Origin of the sequence: Pedococcus sp. KACC 23699 (assembly GCF_045348425.1) — a bacterium.
Taxonomy (GTDB): Bacteria; Actinomycetota; Actinomycetes; order Actinomycetales; family Dermatophilaceae; genus Pedococcus.
This window is the reverse complement of sequence record NZ_CP157483.1, coordinates 3,334,131-3,349,020: the sequence shown is the minus strand read 5'-3', so window position 1 is coordinate 3,349,020 and position 14,890 is coordinate 3,334,131. Positions and strand designations below refer to the sequence as shown.

Genomic DNA, 14,890 nt, shown 5'->3' with positions numbered 1-14,890 from the left:
GCTGACCTGAGTAGCAAAGCGCATCCGCCGCCCGGCCGCAGGCTCCACACTCGTGCCACCGTGCACGGTGCGCGGCTTCTCCGGTCGACCGATGCGAGGACCCATGGCCCCGATCCCCTGCCCGTCCTGCGGCGCCTTCCTGCCTGCCCAGCCGGTCCGGTGCCCCGCCTGCGGGCTGCCCCTCACCGGACCCGACGCCGCACGCCTGTGGGAGCTCGACCAGCGGCTGGCCGCCCTCCAGGTCGAGCGCCTCCAGGTGCTCGACCTCCTGCGTTCGCACGGCCCGCTGAGCAGCGACGCCGCGGCCGCCCCAACCGCCGCTGCCACCAGCGCCACCGCCGCTGACGCCAGCGCGACCGCGGTCCCGGGAGGTGCGCCCATCGCACCGGCCGCCCACGGCAGTCTCACCTCCGCACCCGGGCCCCGTCCCGAGGCACCGGCACCGCGTCGCACCTGGACCACCCAGCAGACCCTGCTCGCCGTCGGCGTCCTCCTGGTCCTCGTGGCCTCCTCCATCGCGCTGGCCGTCGCCTGGTTCCTCATCGGCCACTACGGCCAGATGGTCGTCATGGGTGGCCTCACCGCCCTCGCGGCCTTGGTCTCGTTCCGGCTGTCCCGCCGTGGGCTGCCCAGCAGCGCGGAGGCCCTCGCCCTCGTGTCCGGTGGGCTGATGCTGCTCGACGTCACCGCCGCGCGACGGTTCGGCCTCCTGGGCCTTGACTCCCTGGACCCCCGGGGTTACACGGCCGGGGCCGGTCTCCTTGTCGCCGTCGTGCTCGCGGTCCTGCACCGCCGGGACCGCCGCGTCGCCGCCTTCGCCCTGCTGTCCCTGACCGCTGCGTCGATCGGCTGGGCCGGCATCGTCGCCTTCGCCGGCGGCGCGGCAACGGGCGCAGCCCTGGCGCTCCTGGGTGCGGTGCTCTTCGGCTCGGCCCGGCTCCTGCTGCCGGAGTCGCTCGGCCTGACCCGGCGGGCCGCGTCCGGCCCCGCCTCCGGCTGGGCCGTGGTGGGTCTGCTCGCCGCGAGCATCGGTGCCCTCGCCGCAGCCAGAACGGGCGCGGGCGCCTCCGTGACCGGAGCGGGCCTGGCCTGTGTCGCCCTGCTCGCCGTCCTGGGCGCCGCTGGTGCCCTGGTCGTACGCCGCGTGGTGGCCGTCCGGGCTGCGCAGCTGGGCTCACGGGCAGCCGTCCGTGCCGACTGGTCCCGCCACGCACTGACCGGTGACTGGCGCGCCCTCAGCGTGGTCGCCGTCGTCGCCACCCTGGCCGTTCCCGCAGCCGTCGGCTCGCTGGGCCTGCAGCTCGGGGCCATCGGCAACGCCGCCCTTGCCAGCATCGTGGGAGCCGCCGCGATCGGGCTCCTCGCCTGGCGTCCGGTGACCCACTCGATGGGCGATCTGTGGCTGCTGGGCCAGGCCGGCCTCGCCCCACTGCTGCTCGTCGGCGTGGCCGCGGCGCACGGCGCCGACGTCCCCACCACCATCACGCTGCTCGTCGTGGCCGTGGTTGCGTCTGCCTCGGCCGTCCTGCGCCCGGCGTGGCGGGGCGCCTCGGCCGGAACGGCGGCCCTCGCCCTGCTCGGTGCGGTCGCCCTCGCGTCCGGGCTCGGGTCGCCCACGACGCAAGTCCTCGCAGTGACCGTGCTCGGCCTGCTCCTCGCCGGGGGCGCGCTCGCCCGACCGTCGCGGTCCGAGGAGGTTCCAGTCGCCCTGGTGGCCGCGGTCGCCCTCGCGCTCGCGCTGCTGGAGTCCGTGAGCAGGGCACTCCCTGACGGGATCGTCGCCACGACCCTGGCCACCATCGCCGCCGTCGCCGGCGCCACGGCAGTCCTGCGTCGCCCCGTCCGGCCGCTGGCAGAGGCGGTGGCGGTCCTGAGCGGAACCGCTGCCGTCTGGCTCCTCGGTGGCCTGGCCTCACCCGAGATCCAGTGGGTGTTGCTCGCCCTGACGGCCGCCCTCCTCGTGGCCCTTGCCGGATGGCGTCGTGGCGTCCTCGACGAGGTCGTCCTCGGCGTCGGAGCGGCGCTCACGGCCCTCGCCACCGTCGAGGTCGCACTCGACCGGTCCTGGCCGCACGCGGCGGCCGGCGCCTGCGCGGCATACGCCCTCGTCGCCGTCGGGTATGCCGCCCTCCCGCACCGCCGCGGCATCGTCACCCTCGCGGTGGTCGGGTTCACCAGCGCGACGTGGATCGAGCTCCTCGACGCCGACATCACGCGGCTCGAGGCCTACACGCTGCCGCTCGCCCTCCTGCTCCTCGCAGCCGGCCTCTGGTCGCACCGCGAGCTCGGTGACCGTTCCTGGTTGACGGCTGGACCCGCCCTGTCCGTCGGGCTGCTCCCTTCGGCCCTGGCCACGGCGGTCGTCGACGACGTCCCGCGTGCCCTCGTGACCGTCACGGCGGCGGTGGCCCTGCTGGCCGTGGGCGCGTGGCGCCGCTGGCAGGCCCTCGTCGTCGTGGGAGCCCTGGCGGCAGCCCTGGTGGCCGTGACCCAGCTGGGCCCGCTCACCCTGCGTGCTCCGCGCTACCTCACCCTCGGCAGCCTCGGCATCGCGTTGCTCCTGGTGGGCGCACGGTACGAGCAGAGCAGGGCGAACGCCCGGCACGCCGTGAGCTGGCTCAGCTCGATGTCGTGACCGGGAGCGATCAGGCCATCGTGGCCGCGGCCCAGGCGGCGAGCCGCTGCGCGGCCGCACCCGAGTCCAGCGCCTGCTCGGCGCGGTCCATGCCTGCGCGCACGCCGGCGACGAAGTCGGCGTCCGCGGTGCCGCGGTCCGGCTCGGTCAGGGCCAGCGCGATGCCGGCGTTGAGGACGACGGCGTCACGCACTGCGCCACGGGCGCCGTCGAACAGGTCGCGGGCGACCTGGGCGTTGTAGGCAGCGTCGGCGCCGCGCAGCGCCTCGATCGGCGCACGGTCCAGGCCGAGGTCTCGCGGGTCGAGGGTCCGCTGCGTGACCGACCCACCGCGGACCCACCACACGGTGGACGTCGTGCTCAGTGTCAGCTCGTCCAGCCCGTCGTCGCCCCGGAACACCGCGGCGTCCTTGCCCCGGTCGGCGAACACCCCGGCCATCAGGGTGGCAAGCCGCGGGTCGGCGACGCCGACGGCTGCATACGTCGGCTGCGCCGGGTTGGTGAGCGGACCCAGGGCGTTGAAGGTGGTGCCCACCCCCAGTCCGCTGCGCGCCGCGGCGGCGTGCCTCATCGCGGGGTGGAACGTCTGGGCGAAGCAGAAGGTGATGCCGGCCTCGGCAGCGACCTGCTGCACCCGCTCGGGCGACAGGGTGAGGCTGACGCCGAGGGCCTCGAGGACGTCTGCCGAGCCCGAGGACGAGGACGCCGCGCGGTTGCCGTGCTTGACCACCCGGATGCCGCTCGCCGCGATGACGACCGAGGCCATCGTGGAGATGTTGACGGTGTGCGAACGGTCACCACCGGTCCCCACGATGTCCAGGCTCGGCTCGGGCACCACGATGCGGTTGGCGTGGGCCAGCATCATGTCGGCGAGGCCGCGCAGCTCCTCGACGGTCTCGCCCTTGGCGCGCAGCGCGATGAGGAACCCGGCGACCTGCACCGCCGAGGCCTCCCCGCTCATGACCTGGTCCATCGCCCAGGAAGCCTGGTCACCCGTGAGGTGCTGGCCTGCCAGGAGCAGGGAGAGCAGGTCCGGCCAGGTGTAGGCGGCGCCGGCCTGTGCGGACACGGTGGTCAGGACGCGCTCGGGCGTCCGCGTCGACCGAGCTCCGCCACGGCACCGGCCAGGGCGATCGGGTCGAGCGGGTGCGGCACGGCGAGGTCGGCGAGCGACCACGTCGCGAGCCAGCCGTCCTGCGGGCGACCGGTGAGCACCAGCACCGGGGGGCAGCTGAAGATCTCGCTCTTGAGCTGGCGACACAGTCCGAGGCCCCCGACCGGCGCCGCCTCCCCGTCGAGCACGAGGACGTCGAAGTGCGTGGACTCCACGGCCTCGATCACGGCGGCCGCGGTGGCGCACTCACGCCACGACGCCACCTCGACGTCGCGCGCCGGACGGCGTCCCACGATGACGCGGACGGCGTCACGGGTGGTGCGGTCGTCGCTGTAGAGGAGCACCGAGATCTGGCGAGCCGAGGACCCCGTGGGGGCGGTCGAGTCGGCGGCGGTCGCGTGCGAAGCGGTCATGGCGCAGATGCTACCGGTGTGACCGGGAAGGGCTGTCGCACGGCTGTCGAGCGCGCCAGCGGACCCGGCCGCGACCGTCCTGCGCAACCTGTGGACCGGCTGTCCGGCGTCTGTCGGGCATCCGTCGGGGGGTCGCCGGTGTGCCCGTCCGGGAATGGGCAATAATGGCGCTCGTGGCGACAGCATCAGTGACCTCCGACGTCCCCCGATCGACCGGGAGCATCCCCGGACACGGGCCCGTGTCCCGACCCAACATGGTGTCGGTCGGCACCATCGTCTGGCTCGCCAGCGAGCTGATGTTCTTCGCGGGCCTGTTCGCGATGTACTTCACGATCCGCTCGGTGGAGCCCGACCTCTGGGCCGAGAAGACGCAGATCCTCAACGTCCCCTACGCCTCGGTCAACACGATCATCCTCGTGATCTCCTCGGTGTGGTGCCAGCTCGGCGTCCACGCCGCGGAGCACGGGAAGGCGCACCGCGGCACCGCGAAGCTGCTGGCCGTCAAGGAGTGGGGCATGCGCGAGTGGTACGTCCTCACGTACCTCTTCGGCGCCATCTTCGTGTCGGGGCAGGTGCTCGAGTACTCCGAGCTGGTGCACGAGAACATCACGCTGTCGTCCGACCCCTACGGCTCGGTCTTCTACCTCACCACCGGGTTCCACGCCCTGCACGTGACCGGTGGCCTCCTGGCCTTCCTGCTCATCATCGGCCGCACGTTCACGACCCGGCACTACAGCCACGCCCAGGCTGCCGGCGCCGTCGTGACCTCCTACTACTGGCACTTCGTCGACGTGGTGTGGATCGCGCTGTTCGCGACCATCTACCTCCTCCAGTGACCGGCTGCGCCATGACCTCCTCGCCGACGTCCTCCCCCCTGCCCGCCCCCACCGACAGGACCGCCCTGTGAACGCCCTGGCCGCCCGCCGCCGACACCCTGCCGCGATCGCCCTGCTCATCCTGCTCGGCCTCGTCGTCACCGGCGTCGCCTACTCCACCTTCGCCCCCAAGCAGGCGGACGCCGCCACCGCCTCCGCCACCCAGGTGCAGGACGGCAAGAAGCTCTTCCTCGCCAACTGCGCCACGTGCCACGGCATGCAGGCCCAGGGCACGAAGGCCGGCCCGAGCCTGGCCGGCGTCGGCGCCGCCTCCGTGGACTTCCAGATGGGCACGGGTCGTATGCCGCTGGCCGCCCCCGGTGTCCAGGCCCCACAGAAGAAGGTCCAGTTCGACAAAGAGCAGATCAGCTCCGTCGCTGCCTACATCGCCTCGCTCGCGCCCGGCCCGGCCGTGCCGGACGCCGACGTCTCGAGCGGGGTCGGCGGTAACGTCGCCAAGGGCGCCGAGCTGTTCCGCGTCAACTGCGCCATGTGCCACAACTTCGCCGGGTCCGGCGGTGCCCTGACCCGAGGCAAGTACGCCCCGTCCCTGCGCAACGTCGAGGGCAAGCACATCTACGAGGCCATGGTCACCGGCCCGCAGTCGATGCCGGTCTTCAGCGACACCAACATCGCCCCCGAGTCCAAGAACGACATCGTCGCCTACCTGCACTCGGTCGACAAGCAGGAGAACGTCGGCGGCATGGCCCTGGGCAACCTCGGCCCCGTCTCCGAGGGCCTGTTCGTCTGGGTGTTCGGGCTCGGCATCATGGTCGCCTTCGCCGTGTGGCTGGGCAAGAAGGCCGCGTGATGCCCGCGTCACACCGGCTGGCCACATCCGCGCCCTGGGCGCACCATGGAACTCACGACTGCGAAGCGACAGGATCGATCTCACGATGAGCGAAAACGGCACGCCCCACGGCGAGGTCGTCGGCACGGGCTCGGACGGCTACGGCGCCTCGGCGGTGCGGCTCGACCAGGGCCACGTCGAAGGCACCGGGGGCCTCCCCGAGCGGTTCGAGAACCCCGGCCTCCCGCCGCACGTGGCCCGCATGGCCGACCTCGACGAGAAGGCAGCCCAGCGAGCTGAGAAGCAGGTCGCCACGCTGTTCGGCCTGTCGGCGCTGGCCACGGTCGCCTTCATCGTGGCGTTCTTCGCCATCGACAAGGAGAGCACGACCTTCATCCCCGGGGTAGGCAGCGCCAGCCTCTACAACGTCGTCATCGGCGTCACCATGGCCATCGCCCTGCTCGGTGTGGGTGTCGGTGCGGTGCACTGGGCCAAGACGCTGATGCCCGACGCGGAGTCGGTCGAGTACCGCCACCCGCAGCGCGCCAAGGACGAGGACCGCCAGCGCGTCGTCTCCGAGCTGACAGCCGGCGGGGAGAAGGCCCAGCTCGGCCGTCGCCCGCTGATCAAGTACTCGCTGCTGGGTGCGTTGGCCCTGCCGCCCATCACGCTGGTCGTGCCGCTCGTGGCAGGCTTGGGCCCGGTGCCCAAGGATGCCCTGTCCAAGACCATCTGGAAGAAGGGCGACCGCCTGGTCCGCGACCCGGAGCGCACGCCGATCCGCGCCGACCAGGTCACGATCGGCTCGGTCTTCCACGTCCTGCCCGAGTCCATCAAGGACTCCGAGCACGTCCTCGAGGACAAGGCCAAGGCTGCGGTCCTGCTGATGCGCCTCAACCCCGACGACATCAAGCCCCAGAAGGAGCGCGACTGGGGTCACGAGGGCATCGTCGCCTACTCCAAGATCTGCACCCACGTCGGTTGCCCGGTGGGTCTGTACGAGCAGCAGACGCACCACCTGCTGTGCCCCTGCCACCAGTCGACGTTCGACGTGACGCAGGACTGCAAGGTCATCTTCGGCCCGGCCAAGCGACCGCTGCCGCAGCTGAAGATCACCGTTGATTCCGAGGGTTACCTGGTGGCCGACTCCCCGTTTCGCGAGGCTGTCGGCCCGAGCTTCTGGGAGCGTGGATGAGTACTCACACCGTTTCGGGCGCAGATCGGCTCCGCGCCGATGACGAGCGCCCCGAGGCCCCGGCAGCCGGTGGCATGAAGGCGGTCGGCGGCGTGGCCGGCTGGCTCGACGACCGCACGGGTGCTGCCAAGCCCGTCGGCTACCTCATGAAGAAGGTCTTCCCCGACCACTGGTCCTTCATGCTCGGCGAAGTCGCCATGTACTCGATGATCATCTGTCTGATCACGGGCACGTTCCTCACGTTCTGGTACATCCCGAGCGCGGGTCAGGTCGTCTACGACGGCTCATACCTGCCGTTGCGCGGCGTCACGGTCTCCGAGGCCTACCGCTCGACGGTCGACATCTCCTTCGACATCCGTGGCGGGCTGCTCATCCGGCAGATCCACCACTGGGCCGCGCTGATGTTCATCGTCGCCCTGTCGGTGCACATGCTGCGCGTCTTCTTCACGGGTGCGTTCCGCAAGCCCCGTGAGATCAACTGGGTGATCGGCTGCATCCTGTCGATGCTCGCCCTCGTCGAGGGCTTCGCCGGTTACTCCCTCCCGGACGACCTGCTCTCCGGCACCGGCCTGCGCGCCGCCGAGGGCTTCATGCGCTCGGTGCCCGTGGTCGGCTCGTACCTGTCGTACTTCCTCTTCGACGGCGCCTTCCCCGGCGAGGCGATCATCCCCCGCCTCTACTCGGTCCACGTGCTGCTGCTGCCCGCGATCCTGGTCGGCCTCTTCGTCGCCCACATCGGCCTGGTCTTCATCCACAAGCACACGCAGTACCCCGGTCCGGGCAAGACCAACGACAACGTCGTGGGCTTCCCCGTCATGCCGGTGTATGCCGCGAAGGCCGGTGGCTTCTTCTTCATCGTCTTCGGGGTCACGGTGCTGATCTCGGCCCTGGTCACGATCAACCCGATCTGGGCCTACGGCCCCTATGACCCGACAGCCGTCACCGCCGGTGCCCAGCCCGACTGGTACATGGGCTTCGCCGACGGCGCGCTGCGCCTGTTGCCTGGCTGGTTGGAGTTCACGGCCTTCGGCTTCACGTTCTCCTTCAACGTCATGATCGGCGCGATCCTGCTCATCCCCGTGATGTACGGGCTCATGGCGGTCTATCCCTTCTTGGAGCGCTGGGTTACTGGCGACGAGCGGGAGCACCACCTGCTCGACCGGCCACGCAACAACCCCACCCGCACCGGGCTGGGCGTGGCAGCGCTGACGATGTACGGCGTGCTGATGTTTGCTTCAGCCAACGACCTCATGGCGATCAAGCTGGGGTTGTCGATCAACGACCTCACGCACCTGTTCCGCCTAGGGTTCTTCGTCTTCCCCGTCATCGCCTTCTGGGTCACGAAGCGGATCTGCCTGTCGCTGCAGCGCCGTGACCGCGACCTGGTCCTGCACGGTCGCGAGACCGGCCGCATCGTCCGCACCGCCGACGGCAAGTTCTTCGAGCAGCACGAGCCGCTCGACGAGTACACCCGCTGGTTGCTCGTGCAGCACGACAGGCAGGAGCCGCTGCAGCTCACGGCGGGGACCGACGAGCACGGTGTCGCCTCCCCCACCGCCCGCAAGGACAAGGTGCGCGCGGCCCTGTCGGAGTTCTACTTCAAGGACCGCATCGACCCGGTCACCCCGGCCGAGCTCGCCGCGGCGCACCATGACGGCCACGCCCTCGAGGCGATCGAGGAGGCTCCGCACGAGGAGGCTGCCCGCCCCGCCCTCGAGAGCTCGCACCGCAAGCCCGGCAAGCGCCCCTGAGGCTCTTTCCGACACCGATCGACCGGTATGCCGTCCGCTCCTCTGGAGCGGGCGGCATACCGCTTTCTGGGGGGCTGCACGGCTCTCGGCGCCCCCGTGGCAGGCTGGACGCGTGGTGGACATGGGGGCAAGCGAGTTCGAGCAGGCGGTGGGTGACGCGCTCGACGAGGTGCCGGCCGAGCTGATGGCGCTGCTGGACAACGTGGTCTTCCTCGTCGAGGACGAGCCACCGCCGGAGGATCCCGATCTGCTCGGGGTCTACGACGGCACCCCTCTGACCGATCGCGGCGACGGCTGGGCCGGGGCCCTGCCGGACCGGATCACGATCTTCCGTGGGCCGCTGTGTCGGATGTGCGAGGACCGCGAGGAGCTGCTCGACGAGATCGCGGTGACCGTGGTGCACGAGATCGCCCACCACTTCGGGATCGACGACGAGCGGCTGCACGCCCTGGGCTGGGCCTAGCTGGTCCGCAGCCCGAACGCCCGCGCCATCGACGGTGCGCTCACGCCGGAGCCGAGCGCGCGGGTGTGCGTGACCTCGGCGTAGAGCCGGGTCAGCGAGTAGTGCGTCATCGGCGTGTGGACGACGACGTGGGACAGCGCCGGGTGTGCGACCACGGTGAGCACCCGGTTGCCGGCCGTGCGGTCGTCCTCGTCTGCGGTGAGCACGACGACGAGTCGTCCCGATCGCCAGTCCGGCCCGGCGGTGATCGTGCGCATGCGGTCGCGGAACCAGGCGTCCGCCGTGGCCAGCGAGCAGTCGTGCGCGTCGTGGCACAGGTCCGGCACGAGCATGCCCGCGGCAGGCAACGTGCCAGCGCGGACGGCGGTGGTGAACGAGCCCATCGGGCGGTCGTACTTCTGGCACGCCACCCGCTCGTCGACGAAGTAGGTCCACGGGTTGTGCCGCACGGCATACCGTCCTGCACTGGTGGCGCGGCAGGGGGCGCTCATGGCGTCCGCGTAGACCCCGGCGGTGCGCCGGGCGGCCACCGCCGTCCCGAAGACGGTCGCCCCGTGGAGGCGGTGGGCGGAGGGGTCACGGTCGTCGGTGACCCCGTGCGTGCTGCCGGAGGCGATGGCCAGGTAGTTCGGCAGGGAGGGGTGCCGGATGGCCGTGTAGTGGTCGGCGTAGCCGTACCGCTTGGCCAGGGCGAACGTGTAGGGCATCGCGGACTGCATCTGGGCCAGGGAGTGGTTCTCCACGACGACGACCAGCACCTTGGTCACCTTCGTCGGCGTGAGCGCTGTGGTCGACGACGTCGCAGCCGTCGACGAGGTCGAACTGGTCGATGAGGTGGCACTGGTCGACGACGGGGCCGTGTTCGAACTGGTCGAGGCACTGGCCGTCGACGCGGAGGCCGCGGGAGCCCTTGCTGCACCACTGCCCGAGCAGCTCCCCAGCGCGACGGCAGCCAGTGCCGCGACGAACAACCGAGCATTCATCTGCGACTCCTGCGGGCGGGACGGGAGGGGCTGGGTCAGCTGTGGTGCAGGGCGCTCTGGGCCTGCCAGGCCTTGTACGAGTACTGCCACACGCCGATGCCCTCGGTGGGCAGGAACGGACGGTTGGAGCCGGTGAAGGTGACGACGTCGCCGATCTTGGAGTTGTCGAACATCCACCTGGCGTTCGCCGGAGACATGTTGACGCAGCCGTGGCTGACGTTGGTGTGGCCCTGCGCGCTGACCGACCACGGGGCCGAGTGGAGGTACTCACCGGTCCAGGTGACCCGCAGGTTCCAGTCCGTCTCCTCCTTGTAGTACCCCGGCTTGCCCTTGGGGATCCCGAGCGTCGTGGAGTCCATCGTCACGTGCCCCTCCTTGCGGATGATCACCTTGGTGCCCGAACGGGTCTCGGTCAGCTTGCCGGGGCGTCCGGTGCTCACCGGGATGACCTTGAGGACCTGTCCCCCGCGCCGGACCGTCATGGTGTGGGCCTTGATGTCCACGGTCGACATCATCGACGAGCCCACGGTGAAGCTGGCGCTGTCGTCGTTGCCGATCCACTTGTCCGTTCCGGTCTGCAGCCCCGTCAGCGGCGCCGTGACGGCGACGGTGGTGCCCGGCTTCCAGTAGGTGGCGGGGCGCCACATGAGCTGGCGGCTGTCGAGCCAGCCCCACGCCCCTGGCTGCTTGGGGCTGGTGGTGACCTTGACCCGCTTCTCCACCTCGGCGCGCATCGCGGCGTCGGCCACGGCGGAGTCGAACTGGATCGCGACGGGCATCCCGACCCCGACCGTGGCGCCGGAGTTGAGGATGCCGTAGGTCGCGGTCACCTTGGGCTTGAGCGTCCGGAACGTCGAGGTGGTGCTCGAGGGTGTCCCGTCCACGCCCTTGGCGGCCACGGCCACCGTGTAGGTCGCACTGGGCGCCAGACGCGAGGTGCTCGACCAGGTCCCGTCGCCGGCGACCTTGCCCGCGACCTGGGTGCCCTTGGCGTCGGTCACCTTGACGGTGCCGAGGTCACCCGTGACCGCCTTGACGCTGACCTGCTGGTCGGGCCGGACCCCGGTGGCGCCATCGGCCGGTGACACGTCGAGCTCGGCCGGCGTCGGGGTCGGCGTGGGTGTCGCGACGGACGTGGAGCTGCTGCCCGACGCGCTGCCTGCGGCCGGACCGGTCTGGACGGCCATGCTGCTCGAGCACCCGGCGACCAACGCGACGGCCGTCAGGGCCCCCAGCGTAGCCAGCAGGCTCCGCGACCGGTGTGTCGTACGCCCCACGTGTGATCTCCCTGCGTCCCGGCGCCGAACCGCTGCGCCTCGCTCGTGTCATGTGTGGGGGGCTGCCACCCGATCGGCGGCAGTCCCCTGCTCGACAGACGCTGCTGGACCCCTGGAGGTTGTCGATCCGGCACGTCCCGCGGTCAGTCCCTGCAGCCGCGCGGCCATCGTACCTTTTCTCCCAGAACGCCGACGGCGCCCCACCCGCCGAGCGGGAAGGGCGCCAGTCGAGACGCGGAGCTGCTCAGACCGCGTGCGGTCCCTTGAAGTACTCGAACGTCCACCCGACGAGGGCGACGACACCCAGTGCCGCACCGATGATGAACAGCCACCAGCCGACCGCGAGGCCGAGGAAGACGATCGCACCGGCAGCAGCCAGCGGCAGAGGCCACCAGGAGTGCGGGCTGAAGAAGCCGTACTCACCCTCCTGCTCGGCGATCTCGCCGCTGGGGTTGTCCTCGGGGCGCTCCGGCAGCCGACGAGCGGTCGCCCACAGGTAGAAGGCGATCATGATGCCCAGCCCGGAGGACAGGAACAGCCCGGCGGGGCCGACGGGCTCACGCCAGTGGGTGAAGATGCCGTAGGCCAGGCCCACCGGCGCGAAGAACGCAGCGAGGATGACGAAGAGCTTGTACTCGATCTTCATGGTCAGTCGCGCTCCTCGTGGAACCGGGGGTGCTTGTCGTGGTCGAGCGCGCCGGTGGCGTGGGCGTGCTCGCCCTCACCGACCTCGGCCGGCCCGATGATCCGGGTCAGGGTGTCGGGGTCGGCCTGCAGCCCGCCGGCGGGAGCCGCCTCGGGGTGGTGCAGGTCGAACGCAGGACGCTCCGAGCGGATGCGCGGGATGGTGTCGAAGTTGTGCCGCGGCGGCGGGCAGGAGGTCGCCCACTCGAGCGAGGCGCCATACCCCCACGGGTCGTCGGTCTCGACGAGCGGCGCGGTGCGCCAGGTCTTCCACACGTTGTAGAGGAACGGCAGCGTGGACGCAGCGAGCAGGAACGCGCCGAACGTCGAGATCTGGTTGAGGGTCGTGAAGCCGTCCTCGGGCAGGTAGTCGGCGTACCGACGGGGCATGCCGTCGATGCCGAGCACGTGCTGGATGAGGAAGGTCGTGTGGAAGCCGAAGAACAGCATCCAGAAGTGGACCTTGCCCAGCGTCTCGTCGAGCATCCGCCCGGTGAACTTGGGCCACCAGAAGTAGAAGCCCGCGAACATCGCGAACACCACGGTGCCGAAGACGACGTAGTGGAAGTGCGCGACCACGAAGTAGCTGTCGGACAGGTGGAAGTCCAGCGCGGGGCTGGACAGGATGATGCCCGTCAGGCCGCCGAACAGGAACGTCACGAGGAAGCCGATCGACCAGAGCATGGGCGTCTCGAAGGAGAGCTTGCCGCCCCACATGGTGCCGATCCAGTTGAAGAACTTCACGCCGGTCGGCACGGCGATGAGCATCGTCATCACCGCGAAGAACGGCAGGAGCACCTGGCCGGTGGCGTACATGTGGTGGGCCCAGACCGTCACGGACAGCGCCGCGATGCCGATCGTCGCGAAGACGAGGGTCTTGTAGCCGAAGATCGGCTTGCGCGAGAAGACCGGGAGGATCTCGGAGATGATCCCGAAGAACGGCAGGGCGATGATGTAGACCTCTGGGTGCCCGAAGAACCAGAACAGGTGTTGCCACAGCATCGGACCGCCGTTCCCGGGGTCGAACACGTGGGCCCCGAACTTGCGGTCGGCACCGAGCGCGAGGAGCGCGGAGGCGAGCACCGGGAAGGCCATCAGCACCAGCAGCGAGGTGATGAGGATGGTCCAGGTGAAGATCGGCATCCGGAACATCGTCATGCCGGGCGCGCGCATGCAGATGATCGTGGTGATGAAGTTGACGGCACCCAGGATCGTGCCGAAACCACCGAGGGCGAGGCCGAAGACCCACAGGTCGCCGCCCAGGCCGGGGCTGTTGGACGCGTCGGACAGCGGTGCGTAGGCGAACCAGCCGAACGAGGCCGCACCGGACGGGGTGAGGAAGCCGGCGGACGCGATCAGGCCACCGAAGAGGTAGAGCCAGTAGGCGAACATGTTCAGCCGCGGGAAGGCGACGTCGGGAGCACCGATCTGGATCGGCATGAGCGCGTTGGCGAACCCGGCGAACAACGGCGTCGCGAACAGCAGCAACATGATCGTGCCGTGCATCGTGAACAGCTGGTTGAACTGCTCGGGGTTGTCCACGACCTGCAGTCCCGGCTGGAACAGCTCGGCGCGGATGAGCAGCGCCAGCACCCCACCGAACATGAAGAAGATGAACGAGGTGATGAAGTAGAGGTTGCCGATGACCTTGTGGTCGGTCGTCGTCATCCACTTCACCACGGTCTGGCCCTTGGTGAGGCGACGGGTCGCGGTGGTCTCCGTGGAACGGAAGTACGTCCCGGTCGACTCGGTGGCGGCTGCCATCAGTTGCTCCCTGCACTAGGCACGAGGTGCTGGTCCTCGTTCATCACCTTGTTGACGTTGAGGCTGTTGTCGAGCTGGCCCGTGTTGCCCTGGGCCTTCAGCTCGGCGATGTGCGCCTGGTACTCGGCCGGCGGGACGACCTTGACGTTGAAGAGCATCTGCGAGTGGTAGGCACCGCAGAGCTCGGCGCACTTGCCCTTGAACGTGCCGACCTCGGTGGGCACGACCTGGAACCTGTTGACCCGTCCGGGGATCATGTCGAGCTTCTGGAGGAAGGCCGGCACCCAGAACGAGTGGATGACGTCGCGCGAGGTGAGCACGAACTCGGTGCGCTGCCCCACCGGCAGGTAGAGCGTCGGGAGGTTCTTCTCCGCGCCTGGCTCACCGGTGAGCTCGGCCTGCGTGCCGGACTCGTAGGTCTGCTCCTTGACGTAGTTGAAGTCCCAGCTCCACTTCTTGCCCACGACGTTGACGACCACGTCGGCCGGCTTGGAGGTGTCGAGGAGAGCGGACTCGTCACGCGCGGTGTAGTAGAAGAGGACCGCGATCATGAACACCGGGACGACGGTGTAGAGGATCTCCATCGGCACGTTGTAGCGCAGCTGCACCGGGAGCTCGGTGTCGTCCTTCTTGCGGCGGTAGGCCACGACGCACCAGAGGATCAGGCCCCACGTGATGACGCCCACTGCGAGGGCCGCGATCCACGCGCCGTTCCACAGGGAGGTGACGCGTTCACCGCCCTCGGTGGCCGCACGCGGCAGGAACCCGTCCTGGGCGCGACCCGCGCACCCAGACAGGACGAGCGTGGTGACCGCCAGGCCGAAGCCGGTGGCGGATCTCCTGCTAACAGACCGCCGCCGGTTAGGGCGCGGCGCAGAGACGTCGAGCTGACGCAACGGTGCACCTTCTTCGAAACAGTGATGGGCCATCGAGGACAAACCCTACT

General features: G+C 70.1%; 13 protein-coding genes. 6 read left to right on the top strand and 7 right to left on the bottom strand.

What is annotated here, in order from left to right:
* The first annotated feature begins 103 nt into the window (after positions 1-103).
* On the top strand, positions 104-2,635 hold the full coding sequence (locus tag ABEG17_RS15710; protein ID WP_406830417.1) for an SCO7613 C-terminal domain-containing membrane protein: 2,532 nt from the start codon (positions 104-106) through the stop codon (positions 2,633-2,635).
* Positions 2,636-2,645: 10 nt separating this feature from the next.
* On the opposite strand, the gene trpD is transcribed toward ABEG17_RS15710, so the two are convergent.
* Positions 2,646-3,704: an anthranilate phosphoribosyltransferase gene (trpD, locus tag ABEG17_RS15705; RefSeq protein WP_406830416.1), complete on the bottom strand. Its 1,059-nt coding sequence runs from the start codon at positions 3,702-3,704 to the stop codon at positions 2,646-2,648.
* A 5-nt stretch (positions 3,705-3,709) separates the two neighbouring features.
* Positions 3,710-4,162, bottom strand: a complete 453-nt coding sequence (locus tag ABEG17_RS15700) for a hypothetical protein (protein WP_406830415.1) — start codon at positions 4,160-4,162, stop codon at positions 3,710-3,712.
* A gap of 164 nt (positions 4,163-4,326) precedes the next feature.
* On the opposite strand from ABEG17_RS15700, the gene ABEG17_RS15695 reads away from it, so the two are divergent.
* The 5 genes from ABEG17_RS15695 to ABEG17_RS15675 all read left to right on the top strand — a co-directional run bounded on the left by ABEG17_RS15695 (position 4,327) and on the right by ABEG17_RS15675 (position 9,236).
* Positions 4,327-4,998 carry a heme-copper oxidase subunit III gene (locus ABEG17_RS15695; protein ID WP_406830414.1) on the top strand — a complete coding sequence of 224 codons (672 nt, stop codon included), beginning with the start codon at positions 4,327-4,329 and terminating at the stop codon, positions 4,996-4,998.
* 67 nt (positions 4,999-5,065) lie between these two features.
* Positions 5,066-5,848, top strand: a complete 783-nt coding sequence (locus tag ABEG17_RS15690) for a c-type cytochrome (protein WP_406830413.1) — start codon at positions 5,066-5,068, stop codon at positions 5,846-5,848.
* 85 nt (positions 5,849-5,933) lie between these two features.
* Entirely contained in the window at positions 5,934-7,022 is a 1,089-nt protein-coding gene (locus ABEG17_RS15685; protein WP_406830412.1) for a Rieske 2Fe-2S domain-containing protein, read from the top strand.
* Positions 7,019-8,773 carry a cytochrome bc complex cytochrome b subunit gene (locus ABEG17_RS15680; RefSeq protein WP_406830411.1) on the top strand — a complete coding sequence of 585 codons (1,755 nt, stop codon included), beginning with the start codon at positions 7,019-7,021 and terminating at the stop codon, positions 8,771-8,773. The genes ABEG17_RS15685 and ABEG17_RS15680 overlap by 4 nt, the downstream gene beginning before the upstream one ends.
* A gap of 121 nt (positions 8,774-8,894) precedes the next feature.
* A complete protein-coding gene (locus ABEG17_RS15675) occupies positions 8,895-9,236 on the top strand; it encodes a metallopeptidase family protein (RefSeq protein WP_406833217.1) in 342 nt (113 codons plus the stop codon).
* Here ABEG17_RS15675 and ABEG17_RS15670 read toward each other — a convergent pair.
* The 5 genes from ABEG17_RS15670 to coxB form a co-directional block, all read right to left on the bottom strand.
* The gene (locus tag ABEG17_RS15670; protein ID WP_406830410.1) at positions 9,233-10,219 is read right to left on the bottom strand and encodes an alkaline phosphatase family protein; all 987 of its coding nucleotides are present in this window, start codon (positions 10,217-10,219) and stop codon (positions 9,233-9,235) included. The genes ABEG17_RS15675 and ABEG17_RS15670 overlap by 4 nt on opposite strands.
* Before the next feature lie 35 nt (positions 10,220-10,254).
* Positions 10,255-11,406: an Ig-like domain-containing protein gene (locus ABEG17_RS15665; RefSeq protein WP_406830409.1), complete on the bottom strand. Its 1,152-nt coding sequence runs from the start codon at positions 11,404-11,406 to the stop codon at positions 10,255-10,257.
* Between the two features lie 334 nt (positions 11,407-11,740).
* Entirely contained in the window at positions 11,741-12,142 is a 402-nt protein-coding gene (locus ABEG17_RS15660; protein ID WP_406830408.1) for a cytochrome c oxidase subunit 4, read from the bottom strand.
* Positions 12,143-12,144: 2 nt separating this feature from the next.
* The gene (ctaD, locus tag ABEG17_RS15655; RefSeq protein WP_406830407.1) at positions 12,145-13,944 is read right to left on the bottom strand and encodes a cytochrome c oxidase subunit I; all 1,800 of its coding nucleotides are present in this window, start codon (positions 13,942-13,944) and stop codon (positions 12,145-12,147) included.
* A complete protein-coding gene (coxB, locus tag ABEG17_RS15650; RefSeq protein WP_406830406.1) occupies positions 13,944-14,840 on the bottom strand; it encodes a cytochrome c oxidase subunit II in 897 nt (298 codons plus the stop codon). Before coxB ends, ctaD begins: the two co-directional genes overlap by 1 nt.
* Between the last annotated feature and the right edge of the window lie 50 nt (positions 14,841-14,890).